This is a genomic window from Piscinibacter sp. XHJ-5 (genome assembly GCF_029855045.1).
Lineage (GTDB): Bacteria > Pseudomonadota > Gammaproteobacteria > Burkholderiales > Burkholderiaceae_C > Albitalea.
Map to the genome: position 1 here is coordinate 3,049,270 of NZ_CP123228.1, position 21,165 is coordinate 3,070,434.

22 protein-coding genes and 1 tRNA gene are annotated in these 21,165 nt (G+C 66.0%); 9 read left to right on the top strand and 14 right to left on the bottom strand.

Annotated elements, in window-relative coordinates; translation table 11 throughout:
- Positions 1-5 precede the first annotated feature (5 nt).
- Positions 6-1,217 carry a hypothetical protein gene (locus P7V53_RS14375; RefSeq protein WP_280156156.1) on the top strand — a complete coding sequence of 404 codons (1,212 nt, stop codon included), beginning with the start codon at positions 6-8 and terminating at the stop codon, positions 1,215-1,217.
- Between the two features lie 68 nt (positions 1,218-1,285).
- Here P7V53_RS14375 and P7V53_RS14380 read toward each other — a convergent pair whose 3' ends face one another.
- The 7 genes from P7V53_RS14380 to P7V53_RS14410 form a co-directional block, all read right to left on the bottom strand.
- Positions 1,286-2,050 (bottom strand): 3-hydroxyacyl-CoA dehydrogenase, encoded by a 765-nt coding sequence (locus P7V53_RS14380; RefSeq protein ID WP_280156512.1) that lies wholly within the window; start codon positions 2,048-2,050, stop codon positions 1,286-1,288.
- A gap of 90 nt (positions 2,051-2,140) precedes the next feature.
- Positions 2,141-2,794, bottom strand: coding sequence for an adenylate kinase (gene adk, locus P7V53_RS14385; protein ID WP_280156157.1), 654 nt, complete (start codon positions 2,792-2,794; stop codon positions 2,141-2,143).
- A 99-nt stretch (positions 2,795-2,893) separates the two neighbouring features.
- Complete coding sequence (gene kdsB, locus P7V53_RS14390; protein ID WP_280156158.1) at positions 2,894-3,661, bottom strand: 3-deoxy-manno-octulosonate cytidylyltransferase; 768 nt, start codon at positions 3,659-3,661, stop codon at positions 2,894-2,896.
- Positions 3,658-3,861, bottom strand: a complete 204-nt coding sequence (locus tag P7V53_RS14395; protein ID WP_280156159.1) for a Trm112 family protein — start codon at positions 3,859-3,861, stop codon at positions 3,658-3,660. Before P7V53_RS14395 ends, kdsB begins: the two co-directional genes overlap by 4 nt.
- Positions 3,842-4,894: a tetraacyldisaccharide 4'-kinase gene (gene lpxK, locus P7V53_RS14400; protein ID WP_280156160.1), complete on the bottom strand. Its 1,053-nt coding sequence runs from the start codon at positions 4,892-4,894 to the stop codon at positions 3,842-3,844. The genes P7V53_RS14395 and lpxK overlap by 20 nt, the downstream gene beginning before the upstream one ends.
- Positions 4,895-4,903: 9 nt before the next feature.
- Entirely contained in the window at positions 4,904-5,329 is a 426-nt protein-coding gene (locus P7V53_RS14405) for a biopolymer transporter ExbD (RefSeq protein ID WP_280156161.1), read from the bottom strand.
- Between the two features lie 13 nt (positions 5,330-5,342).
- On the bottom strand, positions 5,343-5,981 hold the full coding sequence (locus P7V53_RS14410) for a MotA/TolQ/ExbB proton channel family protein (RefSeq protein WP_280156513.1): 639 nt from the start codon (positions 5,979-5,981) through the stop codon (positions 5,343-5,345).
- Positions 5,982-6,322: 341 nt separating this feature from the next.
- On the opposite strand from P7V53_RS14410, the gene xseA reads away from it, so the two are divergent.
- Entirely contained in the window at positions 6,323-7,633 is a 1,311-nt protein-coding gene (gene xseA, locus P7V53_RS14415; RefSeq protein ID WP_280156162.1) for an exodeoxyribonuclease VII large subunit, read from the top strand.
- 114 nt (positions 7,634-7,747) lie between these two features.
- Complete coding sequence (locus tag P7V53_RS14420; protein WP_280156163.1) at positions 7,748-8,329, top strand: Fe-Mn family superoxide dismutase; 582 nt, start codon at positions 7,748-7,750, stop codon at positions 8,327-8,329.
- Between the two features lie 52 nt (positions 8,330-8,381).
- On the opposite strand, the gene P7V53_RS14425 is transcribed toward P7V53_RS14420, so the two are convergent.
- Both P7V53_RS14425 and P7V53_RS14430 read right to left on the bottom strand, forming a co-directional pair.
- Positions 8,382-8,834, bottom strand: coding sequence for a DUF192 domain-containing protein (locus P7V53_RS14425; RefSeq protein ID WP_280156164.1), 453 nt, complete (start codon positions 8,832-8,834; stop codon positions 8,382-8,384).
- Between the two features lie 130 nt (positions 8,835-8,964).
- The gene (locus tag P7V53_RS14430; protein ID WP_280156165.1) at positions 8,965-9,339 is read right to left on the bottom strand and encodes a hypothetical protein; all 375 of its coding nucleotides are present in this window, start codon (positions 9,337-9,339) and stop codon (positions 8,965-8,967) included.
- A gap of 38 nt (positions 9,340-9,377) precedes the next feature.
- Between P7V53_RS14430 and icd the strand changes: the two genes are divergently transcribed.
- A complete protein-coding gene (gene icd, locus P7V53_RS14435; RefSeq protein ID WP_280156166.1) occupies positions 9,378-10,631 on the top strand; it encodes an NADP-dependent isocitrate dehydrogenase in 1,254 nt (417 codons plus the stop codon).
- A gap of 92 nt (positions 10,632-10,723) precedes the next feature.
- On the opposite strand, the gene P7V53_RS14440 is transcribed toward icd, so the two are convergent.
- Positions 10,724-10,993, bottom strand: a complete 270-nt coding sequence (locus P7V53_RS14440; RefSeq protein WP_280156167.1) for a cold shock domain-containing protein — start codon at positions 10,991-10,993, stop codon at positions 10,724-10,726.
- Positions 10,994-11,237: 244 nt separating this feature from the next.
- On the opposite strand from P7V53_RS14440, the gene clpS reads away from it, so the two are divergent.
- Entirely contained in the window at positions 11,238-11,597 is a 360-nt protein-coding gene (clpS, locus tag P7V53_RS14445) for an ATP-dependent Clp protease adapter ClpS (protein ID WP_280156168.1), read from the top strand.
- The gene (gene clpA, locus P7V53_RS14450; protein ID WP_280156169.1) at positions 11,594-13,894 is read left to right on the top strand and encodes an ATP-dependent Clp protease ATP-binding subunit ClpA; all 2,301 of its coding nucleotides are present in this window, start codon (positions 11,594-11,596) and stop codon (positions 13,892-13,894) included. Before clpS ends, clpA begins: the two co-directional genes overlap by 4 nt.
- Before the next feature lie 64 nt (positions 13,895-13,958).
- Here clpA and P7V53_RS14455 read toward each other — a convergent pair whose 3' ends face one another.
- The 4 genes from P7V53_RS14455 to P7V53_RS14470 form a co-directional block, all read right to left on the bottom strand.
- Positions 13,959-14,138, bottom strand: a complete 180-nt coding sequence (locus P7V53_RS14455) for a hypothetical protein (protein WP_280156170.1) — start codon at positions 14,136-14,138, stop codon at positions 13,959-13,961.
- A 190-nt stretch (positions 14,139-14,328) separates the two neighbouring features.
- A tRNA-Ser gene (locus P7V53_RS14460) sits at positions 14,329-14,419 on the bottom strand.
- Positions 14,420-14,455: 36 nt separating this feature from the next.
- Complete coding sequence (locus tag P7V53_RS14465; RefSeq protein ID WP_280156171.1) at positions 14,456-15,382, bottom strand: stomatin-like protein; 927 nt, start codon at positions 15,380-15,382, stop codon at positions 14,456-14,458.
- Between the two features lie 16 nt (positions 15,383-15,398).
- The gene (locus P7V53_RS14470) at positions 15,399-15,839 is read right to left on the bottom strand and encodes an NfeD family protein (protein ID WP_348273475.1); all 441 of its coding nucleotides are present in this window, start codon (positions 15,837-15,839) and stop codon (positions 15,399-15,401) included.
- A 128-nt stretch (positions 15,840-15,967) separates the two neighbouring features.
- Here P7V53_RS14470 and P7V53_RS14475 point away from each other — a divergent pair, with 128 nt between their 5' ends.
- From P7V53_RS14475 to glk, 3 genes are all read left to right on the top strand, one after another.
- Positions 15,968-18,226 carry an arginine/lysine/ornithine decarboxylase gene (locus P7V53_RS14475; RefSeq protein WP_280156172.1) on the top strand — a complete coding sequence of 753 codons (2,259 nt, stop codon included), beginning with the start codon at positions 15,968-15,970 and terminating at the stop codon, positions 18,224-18,226.
- Between the two features lie 40 nt (positions 18,227-18,266).
- Positions 18,267-20,072: a PAS domain-containing sensor histidine kinase gene (locus P7V53_RS14480; RefSeq protein ID WP_280156173.1), complete on the top strand. Its 1,806-nt coding sequence runs from the start codon at positions 18,267-18,269 to the stop codon at positions 20,070-20,072.
- A 118-nt stretch (positions 20,073-20,190) separates the two neighbouring features.
- Positions 20,191-21,159, top strand: a complete 969-nt coding sequence (glk, locus tag P7V53_RS14485; RefSeq protein WP_280156174.1) for a glucokinase — start codon at positions 20,191-20,193, stop codon at positions 21,157-21,159.
- Positions 21,160-21,165: the final 6 nt, after the last annotated feature.

Here is a 21,165-nt window from a genome sequence, read left to right on the forward strand (position 1 = left end):
ACCAGATGCGACACGTTGTGGTGATGAAGGTGCTGGGCGCGGCGCTGCTGAGCGCGGCGGCGCTGGGCGCGCAGGCGCAAGGCGCGGTGCGCCCGGAGGTCGGCAAGCCGCTGCAGGCCGCGCAGGAGCTGATCCGCGCGCAGAAGTACAAGGAGGCGCTGGCCAAGGTGCGCGAGGCCGATGCGGTGGGCGGCAAGACGGCGGCGGAGAACTCGCTGATCGAGCGCATGCGCATTGCCGCGGCCAGCGGCGCGGGCGACGTGGAGACGGCGGCCAAGTCGTTCGAGGCCATCAGCGGGCAGGTCAGCGCGGCCGAGCGGCTGCGCATGATCGAGAGCCTGGCGGGGGGCTACTACCGGGCGCAGAACTACGCCAAGGCGATGCAGTGGGGCCAGCGCTACTTCAAGGAAGGCGGCACCAGTCCGGCGATCCGCACGCTGCTGATCCAGAGCCAGTACCTGGCGGGCGACTTCGCCGGGGCGGCCAAGGAGCTGACCACCGAGATCCAGCACGCGGAGAAGGCGGGCAACCCGCCGGGCGAGGACCGGCTCAAGCTGCTGGTCAACGCCACGCTCAAGCTCAACGACACCAGCGGCTACGTGTGGGCGCTGGAGCGGCTGGTGACGTACTACCCGAAGAAGGACTACTGGGTCGACCTGCTGGGGCGGCTGCAGCGCAAGCCCAACTTCAGCGACCGGCTCGCGCTGGACACGTACCGGCTGGCGCTGGCGACGGAGACCTTGACCAAGGCCAGCGACTACATGGAGATGGCGCAGCTGGCGGTGCAGGCGGGGTTCCCGGCCGAGGCCAAGCAGGTGCTGGACAAGGGCTTTGCCACCAACGTTCTGGGGCAGGGCGCGGAAGCCGAGCGGCACAAGCGGCTGCGCGAGCTGGTGGCCAAGCGGCTGGACGAGGACAAGAAGAACCAGGCCACGAGCATCGCCGAGGCGCAGGAGGCCAAGGACGGCACGGCGCTGGTCAACGCGGGGATGAACCTGGTGTTCCAGGGCGACAAGCAGAAGGGGCTGCAGCTGATGCAGCAGGGGCTGGCCAAGGGCAACCTCAAGCGCGCCGAGGACGCCAAGCTGCACTACGCGATCGCGCAGATCATGGCCGGCGACAACGGCAAGGTGCAGGCCACGCTCAAGAGCGTGGCCGGCAACGACGGCACCGCCGACCTGGCGCGCCTGTGGGCGCTGTACGCCAAGCGGAAGTAGCGATCCTTCGCTTCAACGAACAAGGGCCAGCGAACGCTGGCCCTTTGTCATGCACCGTGCCGGGGACGTCACTTCGGAGCGAGGCGAATGGCGCCGTCGAGGCGGATCACCTCACCGTTCAGCATCTCGTTGGTGACGATCTGGTGGACCAGCTTGGCGTAGTCGGCTGGCGTGCCCAGCCGGCTCGGGAACGGCACGCCGGCGGCGAGAGCGTCCTGCACCTCCTGGGGCATCTGGAAGAGCATCGGCGTGCCGAAGATGCCGGGCGCGATGGTCATGTTGCGAATGCCGTTGCGTGCCAGGTCGCGGGCGATCGGCAAGGTCATGCCGACGACGCCGCCTTTGGAGGCCGAGTACGCGGCCTGCCCGATCTGGCCGTCGTAGGCTGCGACGCTGGCGGTGGAGATCAACACGCCACGCTCGCCGGTGGGCTCCGGTTCGTTCTTCGCCATCGCTTCGGCCGCGAGACGGATCATGTTGAAGCTGCCGATGAGATTGACCGTCACCACTCTGCTGAACAGGGCAAGCGGATGCGCGCCGTCTTTGCCGACGGTCTTGGCGGCGGGTGCGATGCCCGCGCAGTTGACCAGGCCCATCAGCTTGCCCATCGACGTTGCCCGGGCGACAGCCGCTTGGCCGTCGGCTTCCTGGCTGACGTCGCACTTGACGAACGCGGCGCAGGCGCCCAGCTCGGCGGCAAGCGCTTCGCCCTTGTCGGATTGCAGGTCGGCGATGACGACCTTCCCGCCATGGGCGGCCAGCATGCGCGCTGTTCCTTCTCCGAGACCCGAAGCCCCGCCGGTGACGATGAAGACCTTGCCTGCGATGTCCATGTGGATGTGCTCCGTTATTGACGTATACGTCAATTGTCGCCGGAAAAAATGCCGCTCGGCGAGCGGCATTGGGGCGGGCGCATGAGCGCCTCAGCTCAGCGCGGCCAAGGCTCTGGAGGTGATTTCGTCGACGCTGCCCGTGCCGCTGATCTTGCGGTACTTGGGCGCATCGGCATCGCCGCTGGCTGCCCATTCGGAGTAGTAGGCCACCAGCGGACGCGTCTGGCTCTGGTACACGGCAAGACGCTTGCGCACGGTCTCTTCCTTGTCGTCTTCGCGCTGGACCAACTCCTCGCCGGTGAGGTCGTCGCGGCCAGGGACCTTGGGCGGATTGAACTTGACGTGGTAGGTGCGTCCCGATGCGACGTGCGAACGCCGACCGCTCATGCGCTCGATGATGGCTTCGTCGGGCACGTCGATCTCGAGGACGTAGTCGAGCCTGACGCCGGCGTTGCGCATGGCTTCGGCCTGCGGGATCGTGCGCGGAAAGCCGTCGAACAGAAAGCCGTTGGTGCAGTCCCGCTGCGCGATGCGTTCCTTCACCAGGCCGATGATGATGTCGTCGCTGACCAGCGCGCCGCTGTCCATGACCTTCTTCGCGGCGATGCCGAGCGGCGTGCCGGCCTTGACCGCGGCACGGAGCATGTCGCCGGTGGAAATCTGCGGAATGCCGTACTTCTGGCAGATGAAAGCCGCTTGGGTGCCCTTGCCGGCGCCGGGCGCGCCCAACAGAATCAGTCTCATCGATCGTCCTCGTGATGGTGTCTCGTGCGTGGCCTTCGAGAGTCCGGGTCCACGCTTTCGGCCCAGAATATCACGCAGCCCCTGCGCGAAGCTGACGCGTCACGGGGGCACAGCACCGGCCCACACCGCACGCACGCGATCAAGATCCTCCAGGGTATCGACGCCCGGGCCGGGTCGTGTGTGCGTGATGTGGACCGCGATGCGCTGGCCATGCCACAAGACGCGAAGCTGCTCCAGCGATTCCACCTTCTCGAGCGGGCTGACGCTCAGGCGCGGGAAGCGCTTGAGGAATTCGACCTGATAGGCATACAGGCCGATGTGCCGAAGCGGCGGCGGCGTGCTGACCGTGTCCACGGCCGGTGCGTAGCCGTCGCGCCACCATGGAATCGGCGCACGCGAGAAGTACAGTGCCCGCCCGGCCGCATCGCAGACCACCTTGACGACGTTCGGGTTGAGAAGCTCCGCCGCATCGTCGATGGGATGCGCGGGCGTGCTCATCACGCAGTCGGGGTGCATCGCGAGCAGCTCGGCGCATGCGTCGATGAGCCCCGGATCGACCAGCGGCTCGTCGCCCTGCACGTTGACGACGATGTCGCGGTCCGACAGACCCAGTAGCGTGCACGCTTCGGCCAGGCGGTCGCTGCCGGTGGGATGGTCATCCCGGGTCAGCAAGGCAGCCACACCGTGCGCCTCGCAGGCGCACACGATCTCGCGGTTGTCGGTGGCCACGACGACGCGCTGTGCGCCCGATTGCATGGCCCGCTGCGCGACCCGCACCACCATGGGAGCGCCGCCGATGTCAGCCAGCGGCTTGCGCGGCAGGCGCGTCGAGGCCAGCCGCGCGGGGATCAGAACGGTGAACTTCACTTCGGCGATTCCACCGCTGCGTTGTCGTCCAGCGAGCGCCCCTCGCTCTCGAGCATCACGGGAATGCCGTCGCGGACCGGGAAGGCCAGGCGGTCCGCCACGCACAGGAGCTCGGCCTTTTCGTGCTGCGGAGGCCGCTGGTACTCGAGCGGACCCTTGCAGATCGGGCACACCAGCAATTCAAGCAATCGGGTATCCATCAGGCTTCCTTGTGGAGGCGGGCGGCAGCAGCCGCAGCAGCTCGGCTTCGAATGCGTCGCCGGTCTCGAAGTCTAGCGGGGCCACCCACACCCGCGTGGCCCCGATCCGGCCCGTGTCCAGCTTGACCGCGTCCTTTTCGGTGACGATGACATCCGATGTGCCGGGGGGCCAGGGCACCTCGGCAAAGTCGTGATGGTCCGGCAGCGGCAGCGCGGACGTCGACAGCCCGTGCCCGCTCAGCATGTCGAAGAACCGGGCCGGGTGGGCGATGCCGGCGCAGGCCACGACGGGTTTCCCGACAAGTGCGCGCAGCGCCTGCATCGACGGTGGTGCGCCGTTCCACCACTCGCGCAGCGGCACGAGGCCCGGCAACGAGCGCCGCGCCAAGTGCCCGGGCAGCGCAGTGGAGGGCGCGGCTGCGTTGTAAAGCACAAGGGTGCCCGGCGAAACCTGCGCAGGCATGGGCTCGCGCAGCGGCCCCGCCGGCAGCAGCCAGCCGTTGCCGGCGCCGCGCTCGTCGAACACCAGCACCTGCGCCGATCGCGGCAGGCGGCGATGCTGCAAGCCGTCGTCGCTCACGATCACGTCGACGTCTGGATGGACGCGAAGCAATGCGCGAGCCGCCTCCACGCGGTCGCGTCCTACCACGACCGGCACGCCCGCCCGCATGCGCAGCAGCCGCGGCTCGTCGCCGCTGCGCGCGGCGGGGGTGTTGGGGAGGACCTCGAGGACGGCGTCACCAGAGCGACCGTGTCCCCGCGACACGATGCCCGGCCGACGGCCGCGTCGCAGGAGCATTGCGACCACGGCCATCACGGCAGGCGTCTTTCCCGCTCCACCGGCAATCAGGTTGCCGACGACGATGACCGGCACCGCCAATGTCTGCGGCCGCAGGACTCCGAGGCGCATCAGCCCCTTTCGCAGCAGCACCAGCGCGCCGTAGGCAGCCGCCAGCGGCAGCAGCGAGCACGCCAACGGCCCGCGCGACAGCCAGGCCTGCTGCAGCCGTTGAGATGCCGACGCCCGCGCCATCGCGCCGGGTCAGCGATCGCCGCCTTGCGGGGTTTGTGCAGCGAAGGTGAGCTTGGCGAGGCCCGCGCGGCGCGCCGCGTCCATGACATTGACGACGGACTGATGGGCAGCGGTGGCGTCCGCCGACACGATGACGATCGGATCCTCGATGCCGGTGGCTGCGGCCGACAGTTCCGAGGTCAGCACTTCGACGCTGCGCCCGTCGATGGTCTTGCGGTTGACCGCAAAGCGCCCGTCCGCCGAGACCGAGACGATGATCTCGCGCGGTCGGTCGCGCGCCTTCTCGGCGTCGGCCGTCGGCAGCGTGATCTGCAGCTCGGTGAACTTGGAATACGTGGTCGACAGCATCAGAAAGATGAGGATCACCAGCAGCACGTCGATGAACGGGATCAGGTTGATCTCCGGTTCTTCCGGGCGGGGCTTGCGAAAGTTCATCGCGACGCGGGTGTCAGGCGGCCGTTGCGCGCGGCACGGCGAAGCGCATGAGGTGCGGCACCATGCGATGAGCAGCCTGCTCGAGCTCGAGCGTGTAGGCGTCGACCAGGCCGCGGAAGTACCGGTAGAACATCAGCGACGGGATCGCGATGATCAGCCCGAACGCCGTGTTGTAGAGCGCCACGGAGATGCCGTGCGCCAGAAGCACGGGGTTGTTGCCGCCGGTCGGCGCCTGAGATCCAAAGATTTCGATCATGCCGATCACGGTGCCGAGCAAGCCCAGCAGAGGCGCGGCCGAGGCGATGGTGCCCAGAGTGTTCAAATACCGCTCGAGGCGGTGCACGGCGGCCCGCCCGGCCGCCTCGAAGGCTTCTCGCAGCGCCTCTTCGGTGATGCGCGGTTCGGCGATCACCGCGCGCAGGCCCCGCGCCAGCACGCCGCCAAGCACCGAGTTGCGCTCCAGCTTGTTGACCACATCGGCGCTGGGCAGGCTCGACCGCGTCACCGAGATCACTTCATCCACGAGAGTCGGCGGGGCCACCTTCGGCCCGCGCAGGCTGGTGAATCGTTCGATGACCAGCGCCATGGCGGCGATGGAGCACAGGAGCAGCGGCCAGATGGGCCAGCCAGCGGCTTGTATGATCGAAAACAATCCGGTCCTTTCGGCGGCGAGCGGTTTTTGGGACGCGCGATTATGGCCCCGGCGGGCGTTGCGGCGATGCTCCTTGCATACCCACTGTCGCCGAAACGACAACAGCGCTCGGACAATCCACTGCTCATGTGGATAACTTTGTGGGCAACCCGGCTGCGCTCCGCGCGGAGCCACGAAAATGCTGGGCCGGCAACGTTTTGCTCAAAAGTTAAGCAGGAAGAACTCCTTGAAAATCAAGCACTTGCGTGAATGTGAAAGCCCTGTGACGGGCTTGATGGCCCGCCAGCCCTTGATTGGCGCGGTTGTGGAGTTCTGGCCGCGCGCCGCTGCTTGCGTTGCACGTGGTTGAGCCGGTTTTCAGGGGACCGCAGCGGCTGGTCTGGACGGTCGCTGGTCTCGTCCGCGCGGTCTCCGATGCGCTCGCCAACCGCTTCTCGGTGTGCACCGTGCGTGGCGAGTTGTCTGCCTTTTCGCGTGCCCCCAGCGGTCATTGCTACTTCTGCCTGAAGGACTCCGACGGCGAGTCCGCCCTGATCCGGTGTGCGATGTTTCGGCGCGCTGCGGGCATGCTCGATTTCACGCCCGCGGATGGTCATCTCGTCGAGCTTCGCGGCCGCATGGCCCTGTACGAGCCGCGCGGGGAACTTCAATTCGTCGTCGAGTCGATGCAGCGAGCCGGCGCTGGCGCGCTGTTCGAGCAATTCCTGCGGCTGAAGGCCAAGCTCGAGGCCGAAGGACTCTTCGATCCGGCCGGCAAGCGCGAGCTGCCGCGCCATCCGCGTCGCGTCGGCGTCGTCACCTCGCTGGCGGCCGCTGCGCTTCACGATGTGCTCAGCTCGCTTGCCCGTCGCGCACCCCACGTCGAGGTGATCGTGTACCCATGTCCCGTTCAGGGCTCGGACGCACCGGACGCGTTGGTGCGCGCTCTCGCTGTGGCAACGCGACGCAGCGAGGTGGACACGCTGATCCTGTGCCGTGGCGGCGGTTCGCTGGAGGACCTCTGGGCGTTCAACGACGAGCGTGTCGTGCGGGCCGTCGTGGCTTCACGCATTCCTGTCGTCTGCGGCGTGGGACACGAGACCGACGTGACGCTGTGCGACTTCGCGGCCGACCTGCGCGCACCCACGCCGACCGCCGCCGCCGAGCTGGCCACCTCCGCGCTCGCGGACGATCAGGCGGCCTTGCGCTCACTGGGTGGGCGCATGCGGCGTCGCGTCGAGCAGCTCGTGGATGCGCATTCGCAGCGGCTCGATGCGGCCTCGTTGCGGTTGGCCCGTCCTGCGCTCATGCTGCACCGCCAAGCCGGTGCGCTGGCGATGTTGCAGCAGCGGCTGTCGACGACGGTCCATCGTACGACGTCGGTGCATGCCGCTCGGCTCGATCAGCACGCAGCCCGGTGGCAACGGGCCATGCCGGCGACCATCGACTTTCACCGGCAGCGTGTCGCGTCGCTCGGGGTGCGCCTGCATGCCCTGGATCCCAAACAGGTGCTGCGGCGCGGGTACGCATGGCTGGCGGACACGAACGGCGAGCCGGTCCAGTCGGTCGTCCGGTTGCGGGTCGGCCAGGCTCTCGCTGCGGTGCTCGCCGACGGGTCTGCCAACGTGCAGGTGACGGGTCTCGCGCCGACGCCGCCTGACAACGACAACTGACGCGCGTCTCTCGTGCGGGCCCATGCATCTGCCCCCGACGTGGCATTGCCATCTGCCTACAATCCGCATCCCTGGCTTGCTCCATCCCGACAACGAAACCCCGAAAGGACGATCATGGAACACACCCTGCCGCCGCTGCCGTATCCACACGACGCGCTCGCGCCGCACATGAGCCGGGAGACGCTCGAATACCACCACGACAAGCACCACAACGCGTATGTCGTGAACCTGAACAACCTGCAGAAGGGGACCGAGTTCGAAAGCATGGGCCTGGAGGAGATCGTCAAGAAGTCCTCCGGCGGGATCTACAACAACGCCGCCCAGGTCTGGAACCACACCTTCTTCTGGAGCTGCCTGAAGCCGCAGGGCGGCGGCGAGCCGAAGGGCGCGCTGGCTGCGGCGATCAATGCGAAGTGGGGCAGCTACGCCGCTTTCAAGGAGGCGTTCACGAAGAGCGCGGTCGGCAACTTCGGAAGCGGCTGGACCTGGCTGGTGAAGAAGTCGGACGGCTCGGTCGATATCGTCAACATGGGAGCAGCCGGCACGCCGCTCACCACCGGTGACAAGGCGCTGCTCACGATCGACGTGTGGGAGCACGCGTACTACATCGACTACCGCAACCTGCGCCCGAAGTTCGTCGAGACATTCCTCAGCTCGCTGGTGAACTGGGACTTCGCCGAAAAGAACTTCGCCTGATTGCCGTCTGGCGAAAGCGAAAGAGCCGGTCCCAGCGACCGGCTCTTTCGCTTCAGGGGCGGAAGGGCTCCCCCTTCAGCTTGAAGCCGGCCTTGATGCCGCGCTTGGTGAACCAGTCCTTGTTCATCTCCAGCACGAAGCGCACGGGCTGGGCCGAACAGTGCGAATCCAGCGTCTGCGGTTTCATCTCGTCGGTATTCACGATGGTGCCGTCGTCCGCGACGAACGCCACTGCCAGGGGGACGAAGGTGTTTCTCATCCAGAAGCACTGTGTCGCAGGCTCGTCGAACGCGAACAGCATGCCTTCGTTGGGGCCCATCGACTCGCGGAACATCAGCCCGATCTCCCGCTGTTGCGGCGTGCGCGCTACCTCGGCCTGGATGTTGTGGATGCCGGCATTGAGTCGTATCGATGGCAGCTTCTGCGGACCGGTCTGCGCAAGACACGCGAGGGACACAGCGAGCGCGGGCGCGGCGACGAAAGTGCGGAGGGCGTTGATGTTCATGGGCGTTTCAGGGTGAACCCGAATTATCGAGCGCCGTGACACGGACGCAAAAACGCCCGGACGAGCCGGGCGTTCGGGACGCGGCCAGCGCGTTGCCGCGGTGGCTCTGACGTCGAAGAGACAAGCCTGATCAGGCCTTCTTTTCTTCGGCCTTGGCTTCCTTCTTGGCCTTCTTGGCAGCCTTGGCAGCCGAAGCAGCCGGCTTGGCTTCTTCAGCCTTCTCGGCCTTCTTCTCGGTGGCGGCGGCCTTGGCCTCCGTCTTTGCAGCGGCGGCCGAAGCAGCCGGCTTGGCGGCGTCAGCGGCGAAGGCGCCAGCGGCGAAGAACGTGGCGATCAGTGCGGCCAGAAGCTTGTTCATGTGTTTACCTTTCGAAAGTTTGAACCGCCCCCCTTCATCGGGAGACGGCACCACAACGGGCCGTCCGAAGACTCGGTTGACAAGTCGAGTGGCATAGAATCTCAGGCTGAGTACCGATAGCCCGGCACAGCGCTTCCCGACCGTCATCCGACCATTGCGGACATCCTCCGCGGAGCTCCCCCCACATGTACCAGCACATCAAGGTGCCCCAAGGCGGGCAGAAGATCACCGTCAACGCCGACTTCTCGCTCAGCGTTCCGGACCAGCCGATCATTCCGTACATCGAGGGTGACGGCACCGGCTTCGACATCACGCCGGTCATGATCAAGGTGGTCGATGCGGCGGTCGAGAAGTCGTACGGCGGCAAGAAGAAGATCCACTGGATGGAGGTCTACGCCGGCGAGAAGTCGACCAAGGTCTACGGTCCCGATGTGTGGCTGCCCGAAGAGACGCTGCAGGTGCTGAAGGAGTACGTTGTCTCGATCAAAGGGCCGCTGACCACGCCGGTGGGCGGGGGCATCCGCTCGCTGAACGTGGCGCTGCGCCAGGAGCTCGACCTGTATGTCTGCCTGCGACCCATCCAGTACTTCGACGGTGTGCCTTCGCCGGTGAAGGAGCCGCACAAGACGAACATGGTGATCTTCCGCGAGAACTCGGAGGACATCTACGCCGGCATCGAATTCGAGGCGCAGAGCGACAAGGCCAAGAAGCTCATCAAGATCCTGCAAGACGAGTTCGGGGTCAAGAAGATCCGCTTCCCGGGCACTTCGGCGATCGGCGTCAAGCCTGTCTCCAAGGAGGGCACCGAGCGCCTGGTGCGCAAGGCCATCCAGTACGCGATCGACAACGACAAACCGTCGGTGACGCTGGTCCACAAGGGCAACATCATGAAGTTCACCGAAGGCGGTTTTCGCGACTGGGGCTACGCCCTGGCGCAGACCGAGTTCGGCGCGGAGCCCATTGACGGCGGCCCGTGGGTCAAGTTCAGGAATCCGAAGACCGGCAAGGACATCGTTGTCAAGGACTCGATCGCCGACGCCTTCCTCCAGCAGATCCTGCTGCGCCCCGCCGAGTACTCCGTGATCGCGACTCTCAACCTCAACGGCGACTATGTCTCCGACGCGCTCGCGGCACAGGTGGGCGGCATCGGCATCGCGCCGGGGGCCAATCTGTCCGACTCTGTCGCGATGTTCGAGGCGACTCACGGCACGGCGCCGAAGTACGCCGGCAAGGACTACGTGAATCCGGGCTCGGAGATCCTCTCGGCCGAAATGATGTTGCGGCACATGGGCTGGACCCAGGCCGCCGATCTCGTCATTTCCTCCATGGAAAAGGCGATCCTGTCGAAGAAGGTGACCTACGACTTCGCCCGGCTGATGGACGGCGCCACTCAGGTGTCATGCTCTGGCTTCGGTCAGGTGATGATCGACCACATGTGACGCCGGCGCGGCCGGGTGCCGCGCCGCCAGCGCAAAAAGCCCGCCGAATGGCGGGCTTTTTGATCGCGGATCCGGTTCGCCGAGGCGAACGCTCAGCCAGCGACCGCCTGCGCGCCGGCTGCCGACACCTGCTTGACGGGGCGCGCGGCGCCGGAGCCGTCGACCGGGCAGATGTTCTGGGCCAGCTGACCCTTGGGGCCTTGCACGAGGTCGTAGGTGACCTTGCCGCCTTGCTTCAGGGTTCGAAATCCGTCCATCTGAATGGCCGAGAAATGCGCGAAGACGTCTTCGCCACCCCCCTCTGGTTCAATGAAGCCGAAGCCTTTGGCGTCGTTGAACCACTTGACTGTCCCGAGGGCCATACCCCACCTCCTGTTGTTTTCAGCGCGCATTCTGGGCGGGCCCGCCAAGCCCTGTCAATACGCCGCTGGACAGCCGGCACGGGCGGAACACGGGGGGTGTCGACGTACTCGAAAGCGGGCGTCGACATCCCTCGAACTCGAATAGCGCGACGCTCGTGATGCATTTCCGGCCTTGCGGTTTGTCCCCTGGGCCTCAATATGCCAACCTAGCAACCGCAGACCGTCAACTCGATAGAATGAATCCATGCCAGCGGAGCCGCCATCTCCACCCGCTCTCCCGCCTCGGGGGATGCCCAAGCCCGACGACGGGCAAGGGGCCGTCGTTGTCGAGCGGCAGCCGGCGAAAACGCTCCCGCCACCCATGTACCAGGTGGTCATGCTCAACGACGACTACACGCCGATGGAGTTCGTCGTGATGGTTCTGCAGGAGTACTTCAAACGCGACCTCGAAACCGCGACCCAGATCATGCTGAAGATTCATCATGAGGGTCGGGGTGTGTGCGGCGTCTATTCAAAGGATGTCGCCGCCACCAAGGTTGAGCTGGTGCTGGCCGCCGCACGGCGCGGTGGCCACCCGTTGCAATGCATTATGGAGGCCGCATGATTGCGCAAGAGCTAGAAGTCAGCTTGCACATGGCGTTTGTCGAGGCGCGCCAGCAGCGACACGAATTCATCACTGTCGAGCACCTGCTCATGGCGCTGCTCGACAACCCGTCCGCGGCTGAGGTGCTTCGCGCCTGCTCGGCCAACATCGATGATCTACGCAAGAGCTTGCTGCAGTTCATCAAGGAGAACACCCCGACCGTCGGCGGATCGGACGAGGTGGACACGCAGCCTACGCTTGGCTTCCAGCGCGTGATCCAGCGCGCGATCATGCACGTACAGTCCACCGGCAGCGGCAAGAAAGAGGTGACCGGCGCGAACGTGCTGGTGGCCATCTTTGGCGAGAAGGACTCCCACGCGGTGTACTACCTGCACCAGCAGGGTGTGACCCGGCTTGATGTCGTGAACTTCATCGCGCACGGCATCAAGAAGTCCGACCCGCCCGAGCCTGCCAAGTCGCAAGACGGCGCCGGTGCCGAAAGCGAGAAGGAAGAGGGCGAAGGCAAGGGCTCGCCGCTCGATCAATTCACGCAGAACCTCAACCAACTTGCGCGCGAAGGCAAGATCGATCCGCTGATCGGCCGCGAACTCGAGGTCGAGCGTGTCATCCAGATCCTCTGCCGCCGGCGCAAGAACAACCCGCTGCTGGTCGGGGAAGCCGGCGTCGGCAAGACCGCCATTGCCGAGGGCCTGGCGTGGCGCATCACCCAGGGCGACGTGCCCGAGGTTCTCGCCAGTGCAACCGTGTATGCACTCGACATGGGCGCGTTGCTCGCCGGCACCAAGTACCGCGGCGATTTCGAGCAGCGCCTGAAGGGTGTGCTGAAGCACCTGAAGGACCAGCCGAACTCGATTCTGTTCATCGACGAGATCCACACGTTGATCGGCGCCGGTGCAGCTTCGGGCGGCACGCTCGACGCAAGCAACCTGCTGAAGCCGGCGCTGAGCCAGGGCACCATGAAGTGCATCGGCGCGACGACGTTCAGCGAGTACCGCGGCATCTTCGAGAAGGACGCGGCGCTGTCGCGGCGCTTCCAGAAGATCGACGTGGTTGAGCCGTCTGTCGAGCAGACCGTGGAGATCCTGAAGGGCCTGAAGTCGCGCTTCGAGGAGCACCACAGCGTCAAGTACGCACTCAACGCGCTGCAAGCGGCGGCCGAGCTGTCTGCCAAGTTCATCAATGACCGGCATCTGCCCGACAAGGCGATCGACGTGATCGATGAAGCGGGCGCCGCCCAACGCATCCTGCCGAAGAACAAGCAGAAGAAGACCATCACCCGCAGCGAGGTCGAAGAGATCGTCGCCAAGATCGCGCGCATCCCGCCGGCATCGGTGTCGAGCGATGATCGGTCGAAGCTCAAGAGCCTGGACCGGGATCTCAACAGCGTCGTCTTCGGCCAAGAGCCGGCCATCGAGGCCTTGGCCTCGGCCATCAAGATGGCCCGGTCCGGCCTCGGCAAGCCGGACAAGCCGATCGGCTCGTTCCTGTTCTCGGGGCCCACCGGCGTGGGCAAGACGGAGGTGGCGCGCCAACTTGCGTACATCCTGGGCATCGAGCTGATCCGCTTCGACATGTCCGAGTACATGGAGCGTCATGCGGTCAGCCGCCTCATCGGCGCGCCTCCGGGTTACGTCGGTTTCGACCAGGGGGGTCTGCTCACCGAAGCGATCACCAAGAAGCCGCACGCGGTGCTGCTGCTCGACGAAATCGAGAAGGCGCACCCGGACGTCTTCAACGTCCTTCTGCAGGTCATGGACCACGGCACGCTGACCGACAACAACGGGCGCAAGGCCGACTTCCGCAACGTGATCATCGTGATGACGACCAACGCTGGCGCCGAGACGATGAACAAGGCGACGATCGGCTTCACGAACGCGCGCGAGCAGGGCGACGAGATGGCTGACATCAAGCGCCTGTTCACGCCCGAGTTCCGGAATCGCCTCGATGCGGTGGTGAGCTTCCGCGCGCTCGACGAGGAGATCATCCTGCGAGTCGTCGACAAGTTCCTGCTGCAGCTCGAGAGCCAGCTCGCCGAAAAGAAGGTCGAGGTGACCTTCACCGATGCGCTGCGCAAGTACCTCGCGAAGAAGGGATTCGATCCGCTGATGGGTGCGCGTCCGATGCAACGCCTGATCCAGGACACCATTCGTCGTGCGCTGGCAGACGAGCTGCTGTTTGGCCGATTGGTCGACGGCGGACGTCTCACGGTCGACCTCGGCGAAGACGAAAAGCCGGTGCTCGACATCCAGCCCGCGCGCAAGAGCGACAAGCCGAAGGCCGAGCCCGCCACGGCCTGAGCGGCGCAACTCCCATGAAAAACGCCCTGCAGTGCAGGGCGTTTTTTTCGGCGACTGGGATCGATCAGTGACGGGTGGGGTCAGCGCGGCTGCGCGCGAAGCGGGCACCCAGCTGCCGCAACAGCGGAACCATCAGCATCACGGCCGCCGATGCTGCCAGCGCCATCGGCAGCATCGATTGAGTCATTTCCATCAAACCGGCACCGACAAGGACGAGCAAGTGCCCGAGCAGATAGAGGCGCATGGCGCGTTGGCGGAGGATCGAACGAAGCAAGGACATGCGCGGCTCTCGGCGAAGCGGAACGGTCCATCCAGTGTCCGGTGATTGGCCGCCACACGACACGGGGCGTCGATGCGAAACGTGTGACGCATTGCGCGAACACGCGCAAAAGCAAACGGGCCGATGTGTCGGCCCGTGCGCTTCAAAGGTGTCCTGGCGGAGAGAGCGGGATTCGAACCCGCGGTGGGCTGTTAACCCACACACGCTTTCCAGGCGTGCGACTTAAACCGCTCATCCATCTCTCCGGAACCCAGAATTTTAGCCCACGCAGCCACGCTTTCTCAGCCGGTCGCGGGTGGCTTGCCGCGGATCAGCGTCATGGCGCTGCCGATCAGCGCCGAAACTTCGGTCATGTTGCCCGGCACGATCATCGTGTTGTTCTTCTGTGCCAGATGTGCGAATGCATCGACGGCGCGCTCGGCCACCTTGAGCTGCACCGCCTGGTCGCCGCCTGGCGCACGGATCGCCTCGGCGATCTTTCGAATCGCGTCGGCGGTGGCGTCGGCCACGGCGACGATGGCTGCTGCTTCGCCTTGCGCCTTGTTGATCTCCGCCTGCTTCTCGCCCTCGGACCGGGCGATGAACGCTTCGCGCTCGCCGGTGGCGATATTGATCTGCTCCTGGCGGCGGCCCTCCGAGGCGGCAATCAGAGCCCGCTTCTCGCGCTCGGCGGTGATCTGCGCCTGCATCGAGCGCAGGATCTCAGCGGGCGGCGTGAGGTCCTTGATTTCGTAGCGCAGCACCTTGACGCCCCAGTTCACGGCCGCGTCGTCCAGCGCGTTGACCACAGATGCATTGATCGCGTCGCGCTCCTCGAAGGTCTTGTCGAGCTCCATCTTGCCAATCACCGAGCGCAGCAGCGTCTGCGCCAGCTGAGTGATCGCGAACACGTAGTTGCTCGAGCCGTAGCTCGCGCGCATCGGGTCGGTGACCTGGAAATAGATGATTCCGTCGACCTGCAGCTGGGTGTTGTCCTTGGTGATGCAGACCTGGCTCGGCACGTCGAGAGGAACTTCTTTCAGCGAATGCTTGTACGCAACCCGTTCGATGAACGGGACGACGAACTTGAGCCCCGGCGTCAGCGTTCGGTCGTACTTGCCAAGCCGCTCCACCACCCAGGCGTGCTGTTGCGGCACGATCTTGAACGTGCGAACGATGAAGATCAGCGCGATGACGGCGAGGACCAGCGGTATCAGTCCGGATTCCATGTCGTTGTGCCTTCGTTCAATGGGAAGCGGGAGGTGCGAGCACGAGCCAGTTGCCTTCGACGGCGATCACGCGGTGCTCGCCGGGTGCCGCGGTAGCGCCCGGCGCAAGGCGAGCGGTCCAGGTGCTGCCGCGGTACTGCACGCGGGCCGTCCCATCGGACGCCCAGCCCGCCACATGCACCCGTTCGCCGATGTCGAGGTTGACGTCGCGATTGCGTTCCGCTGGAGCGGAACGCGGCTCGCGGGCGCGTTTCCAGTGCCACAGAGCGGTGGCACCGCCCCCGACGAGCGCTGCTGCCACGAGCTGCGCGCTCACGCTCAGGCCCAGGTGCGCGGCCAGCGCGGCGCACGCCAGTCCCAGTGCGACCATCAGCAGATAGAACGTCCCGGTGGTCAGCTCGGCGGCAACGGCGATGCCGGCAGCCACCCACCAGAACGTCGACGCCGAGATGTCCATTCCTTCTCCTTGGGCGCTGCCGGCCCCGATGCCGCGCAGTGTAGGACGCGGCACAGCACCAGCGGCGGGTTCGAGCGCGCGAACCGCCCTACACTTCGCGCTTTCTCACTGTGTCCCGCGAGTCCGCCATGCAGCGCTTCCGCTTCCCCATCGTGATCATCGACGAGGATTTCCGCTCGGAAAACACCTCGGGCCTCGGCATCCGGGCGCTGGCGGACGCCATCACCAAAGAGGGCTTCGAAGTGCTGGGTGCCACCAGCTACGGCGACCTGTCGCAGTTCGCGCAGCAGCAAAGCCGCGCCGGCGCCTTCATCCTGTCGATCGACGACGAGGAGTTCACTGCCGGCCCCGAAGTGGATCCCGCGGTGCTGAACCTGCGCAAGTTCATCAAGGAGATCCGCTTCAAGAACGCCGAGATTCCGATCTACCTGTACGGCGAGACGCGCACCTCGCAGCACATCCCGAACGACATCCTGCGCGAGCTGCACGGCTTCATCCACATGTTCGAGGACACGCCCGAGTTCGTCGCGCGGCACATCATCCGCGAGACGCGCAGCTACCTGGATTCGCTCGCCCCTCCGTTTTTCCGCGCGCTGATGGACTATGCGCAGGACGGCTCGTATTCGTGGCATTGCCCCGGCCACTCCGGCGGCGTGGCGTTCCTGAAGAGCCCCGTGGGCCAGATGTTCCACCAGTTCTTCGGCGAGAACATGCTGCGCGCCGACGTCTGCAATGCCGTCGAGGAGCTCGGTCAGCTGCTCGACCACACCGGCCCGGTGGCGGCCAGCGAGCGCAACGCCGCACGCATCTTCAATGCCGACCACTGCTTCTTCGTCACCAACGGCACGAGTACGTCGAACAAGATGGTGTGGCATCACTCCGTCGCGCCGGGCGACGTGGTGGTGGTGGACCGAAACTGCCACAAGTCGATCCTGCACTCGATCATCATGACGGGCGCAGTGCCGGTTTTCCTCACGCCGACGCGCAACCACTACGGGATCATCGGCCCGATCCCGCAAAGCGAGTTCTCGATCGAGGCCATCCAGCGCAAGATTGCCAACAACCCCCTGCTGGCCAACGTGGACGCGCGCAAGGTCAAGCCGCGCATCCTCACGCTGACGCAGAGCACCTACGACGGTGTGCTCTACAACACCGAGACGATCAAGCACTCGCTCGACGGCTACATCGACACTCTGCACTTCGACGAGGCGTGGCTGCCGCATGCGGCCTTCCATCCCTTCTACGGCAACTTCCACGCGATGGGCCGTTATCGGCCGCGTCCGAAGGACCAACTCGTCTTCGCGACCCAGTCGACGCACAAGTTGCTGGCCGGAATCAGCCAGGCTTCTCAAGTTCTGGTTCAAGACGGCCAGAACCGAAAGCTCGACAGGCACCTGTTCAATGAAGCGTACCTGATGCATACCTCGACCAGCCCGCAGTACGCGATCATCGCGTCGTGCGACGTGGCGGCGGCGATGATGGAAGCGCCGGGTGGGTCGGCCCTCGTGGAAGAAAGCATCCTCGAATCGCTCGACTTCCGCCGCGCCATGCGCAAGGTCGACAAGGAGTTCGGCAAGGACTGGTGGTTCAAGGTCTGGGGACCGGAGAAGCTGGCGGCAGAGGGCATCGGCAGCAGCAGCGACTGGGTGCTGAAGGCGGGCGAAAAGTGGCACGGGTTCGGCGATCTCGCCGAAGGCTTCAACCTGCTCGATCCGATCAAGAGCACCATCATCACGCCGGGACTCGACGTGACCGGCAGGTTCGCCAAGACCGGCATCCCCGCCAGCATCGTCACCAAGTATCTCGCCGAGCACGGCGTGGTCGTGGAGAAGACCGGCCTGTATTCGTTCTTCATCATGTTCACGATCGGCATCACCAAGGGCCGCTGGAACACGCTGCTGACGGCGCTGCAGCAGTTCAAGGACGACTACGACCGCAACGCGATGATGGGACGCGTTCTGCCGGAGTTCGTCGCCGCGTTTCCGCGCTACGAGCGCATGGGCCTGCGCGACCTGTGCCAGAGCATCCATGCGATGTATGCCAAGGGAGACATTGCGCGGCTGACCACCGAGATGTACCTGTCCGACCTGCATCCGGCCATGAAGCCCGCCGACGCCTTTTCGTACATTGCGCACCGCAAGACCGAGCGAGTCCCGATCGACCGCCTCGAAGGACGCATCACGACCTCGCTGCTGACGCCTTACCCGCCCGGCATCCCGCTGCTCATTCCGGGCGAGCGGTTCAACCGCAAGATCGTCGACTTCCTGCGCTTCACACGCGAGTTCAACGCCGCTTTCCCCGGCTTCGACACCGACGTGCACGGCCTCGTGGAAGACGAGGCCGAGGCGGGTCGCACCTACTACGTCGACTGCGTGCGCGACGACTGAGCCACATCGCCGGCTTCGCGCAACCCATTTCCACATCAGCATGCTCAGCGTGCGCTCCGACCGGACGACCCTGCTTGGCGTGATCGGACCGCTGGTGCTGGCCATCTTGCTCCTGCTGGCGCTGTGCATCGGCGGGTTCAGCATGCTGTCTGCCGTGCGGGCCTACGTCGGCGGCGAGAGCCTGTGGTCCAAGGCCCGCGCCGCGGCCGTGGTGCACCTGCGCGCGCATGCGCTCAACGGTCAGGCCGCCGACTATCGGCGCTTCGTGGAAGCGCTCGCCGTGCCGCTGGGCGATCGCCAGGCACGGCTCGAGCTGGACCGGCCGCATCCGGATCTCGGGATCGTGCACGCCGGCTTCGTGGCCGGTGAGAACGCGCCCGACGACATCCCCGGTCTCATTCGCCTCTACCGCTACTTCCGCCATGTCGAGTTCATGGAAGAGGCAGTGTCGACCTGGGCGGAAGGGGACCGGCTGATCGAACAGCTGCAGCAGCTCGGGGTGCGCATCCATGCGCACGTCGAGCGCGGCGATGCGCCCACCGCGTTCGCTCCCTTGCTCACCGACCTGGATGCGCTCGACAGCCGGCTCGCCAGTCTGGAGCGGTACTTTTCAGCGACGCTCGGACGCGCCTCGCGCAAGACCGAGCGGCTGCTGGTGACCGTGACGCTGGCGCTTGCAGCACTGCTGGCCCTGGGAGGCGTCCTGCTGGTGCGCCGTTCGATGCACCATCAGCTGGTGGACGGGCAGCTCCTGCGCGAAGCGAACCATCGCTGGGATCTCGCCGCCGGAGCAGCGGGCGTCGGCCTTTTCGACTGGCACGTTGCCGACGACCGCTTCGAACTCGACCCGCGAGGCGCAGCGCTCTGCGGGCTGGGCAGCGGCTCTGCGACGCTCAAGCGCGCAGACCTGCGCGGGATCCTTCATCCCGATGATCTGGCCTCCGTTCGCCAGGGGCTCGATCGGGCTGCGGCCGAAGGAGGGCTGTTCAAGAGCCGCTGGCGGGTCGTGCTGCCCGATGGCGAGCTGTGCCACCTGGAGGCGATCGGACGCATGCGCGATGCGCAATCGCAAGACCGCACGCGCATGGTGGGCGTGCTGCGCGACGTCAGCGCCGAGATCGCGCAGGCGCAGCTGGCGCTCGACAAGGAAGCGGCCGAGCGCGCGACGCGCTTGCGCATCGAGTTCCTTTCCCGTCTGAGCCATGAACTGCGCACGCCGCTCAACGCCGTGCTCGGCGTGGCGCAGCTGCTGGCCATCGATCCGTCCGAGCCGCTGACCGCCAACCAGAGCAAGCGGGTGCGCATCCTGCTCGACAGTGGCGAGCAGCTGCTGCGGCTCGTCGAGAATGTGCTCGACATCAGCCGCGTGGACTCGGGCTCGCTGGAGCTGCAGGTGGAGCCGACTGATCTCGTCGCCATCGCGCGGACCAGCCTCGACATCGTCGAGCCGGAGCGGGCGTCCTTCGGCATCCGCATGGAGGATCGCCTGCCACGCCGTCCGGCGATGGTCCAGGCCGATCCCCAGCGGCTGCAGCAGGTGCTGGTGAACCTCTTCAGCAACGGGTGCAAATTCAACACGCGTGGTGGCCGGCTCACCATTGCCTGCCGCGAGGACGAGCGCCACGTGTGGCTGATGGTGTCGGACGAAGGCAAGGGCCTGACGCGCGAACAGCAGTCGAACCTGTTCCAGCCGTTCAAGCGGCTGGGCGCGCCCGCGGAGGTCCCGGGGACCGGCCTCGGCCTGGTCGTGGCCAAGCTGCTGGTCGACCAGATGCACGGCAGCATGTCGGTCGAGAGCGAATCCGGACGCGGCAGCACCTTTTCGGTGAGGCTGCTTCGCGCCTGAGGGCAGTTCGAAACCAGGTTGTTCCCGTTCTGGCCATGCGAACTGCAAAAATGTCGCGCCGCGCTCGCGGTGACGCACCGGCGCTCACGCAGTGCCAAGCTCAAAGGACGCAACCGAGATGACAGACACCTTTCCCCGGCTGGTCGGGGACATCGGCGGCACGAACGCGCGCTTCGCATGGATGGCGTCCGCCGGCGCGCCGCTCGGCGACATCGACACGCTGCCGGCGGCGGCGCACGCCACGCTGCTCGATGCGATGCGCCACTACCTCGGCCGCCATGGCAAGGCTGCGCCGCGCTGGTGCGCCATCGGCATCGCCAACCCCATCGTCGGCGACCGGGTGCAGATGACGAACCATCACTGGTCCTTCTCGATCTCCGGGATGCAGCGTGACCTGGGTCTGGAGCGCCTGCTGGTCATCAACGACTTCACCGCGCTGGCGCTGTCGCTCACCGTGCTGCCGCCGGACGAGCTTCGGCAGGTCGGCGGAGGAGTCGCCGTGGCCGGTGCGCCGCTCGGTCTGCTGGGGCCGGGGACCGGCCTGGGCGTGTCGGGGCTGCTGCAGGCCGACAGCGGCCATCGGGCGATCCCGATCAACGGCGAAGGCGGCCATGTCACGCTGGCGGCCACCAACGAGCGGGAGGATCAGGTGATCGACGCGCTGCGCCGGCGTTTCGGGCATGCCTCGGCCGAAAGGGCGGTGTCGGGGCAGGGCATCGTCAACCTCTACCAGGCGCTGTGCGACCTGGCCGTCCAGACACCCGCGCTGCAGGAGGCGTCCGACATCACGCAGCGCGGGCTCGCCGCGACGGATCCGATCTGCGTCGAGGTGCTCGACCTCTTCTTCGCATTTCTCGGCACGGTCGCCGGCAACCTCGCGCTGTCGCTGGGAACGCGCGGCGGCATGTACATCGGAGGCGGCATCGTCCCGCGCCTGGGCGAGGCCATCGACCGCTCGCGTTTCCGGCAGTGCTTCGAGAGCAAGGGCCGCCTCAGCCCCTACGTGCAGGCCATTCCCACCTACGTGGTGCAGGCGAAGACCTCACCGGCGCTGGTGGGGGCCGCCCGCGCGCTGGAAGAGTTGTAGAAGCTG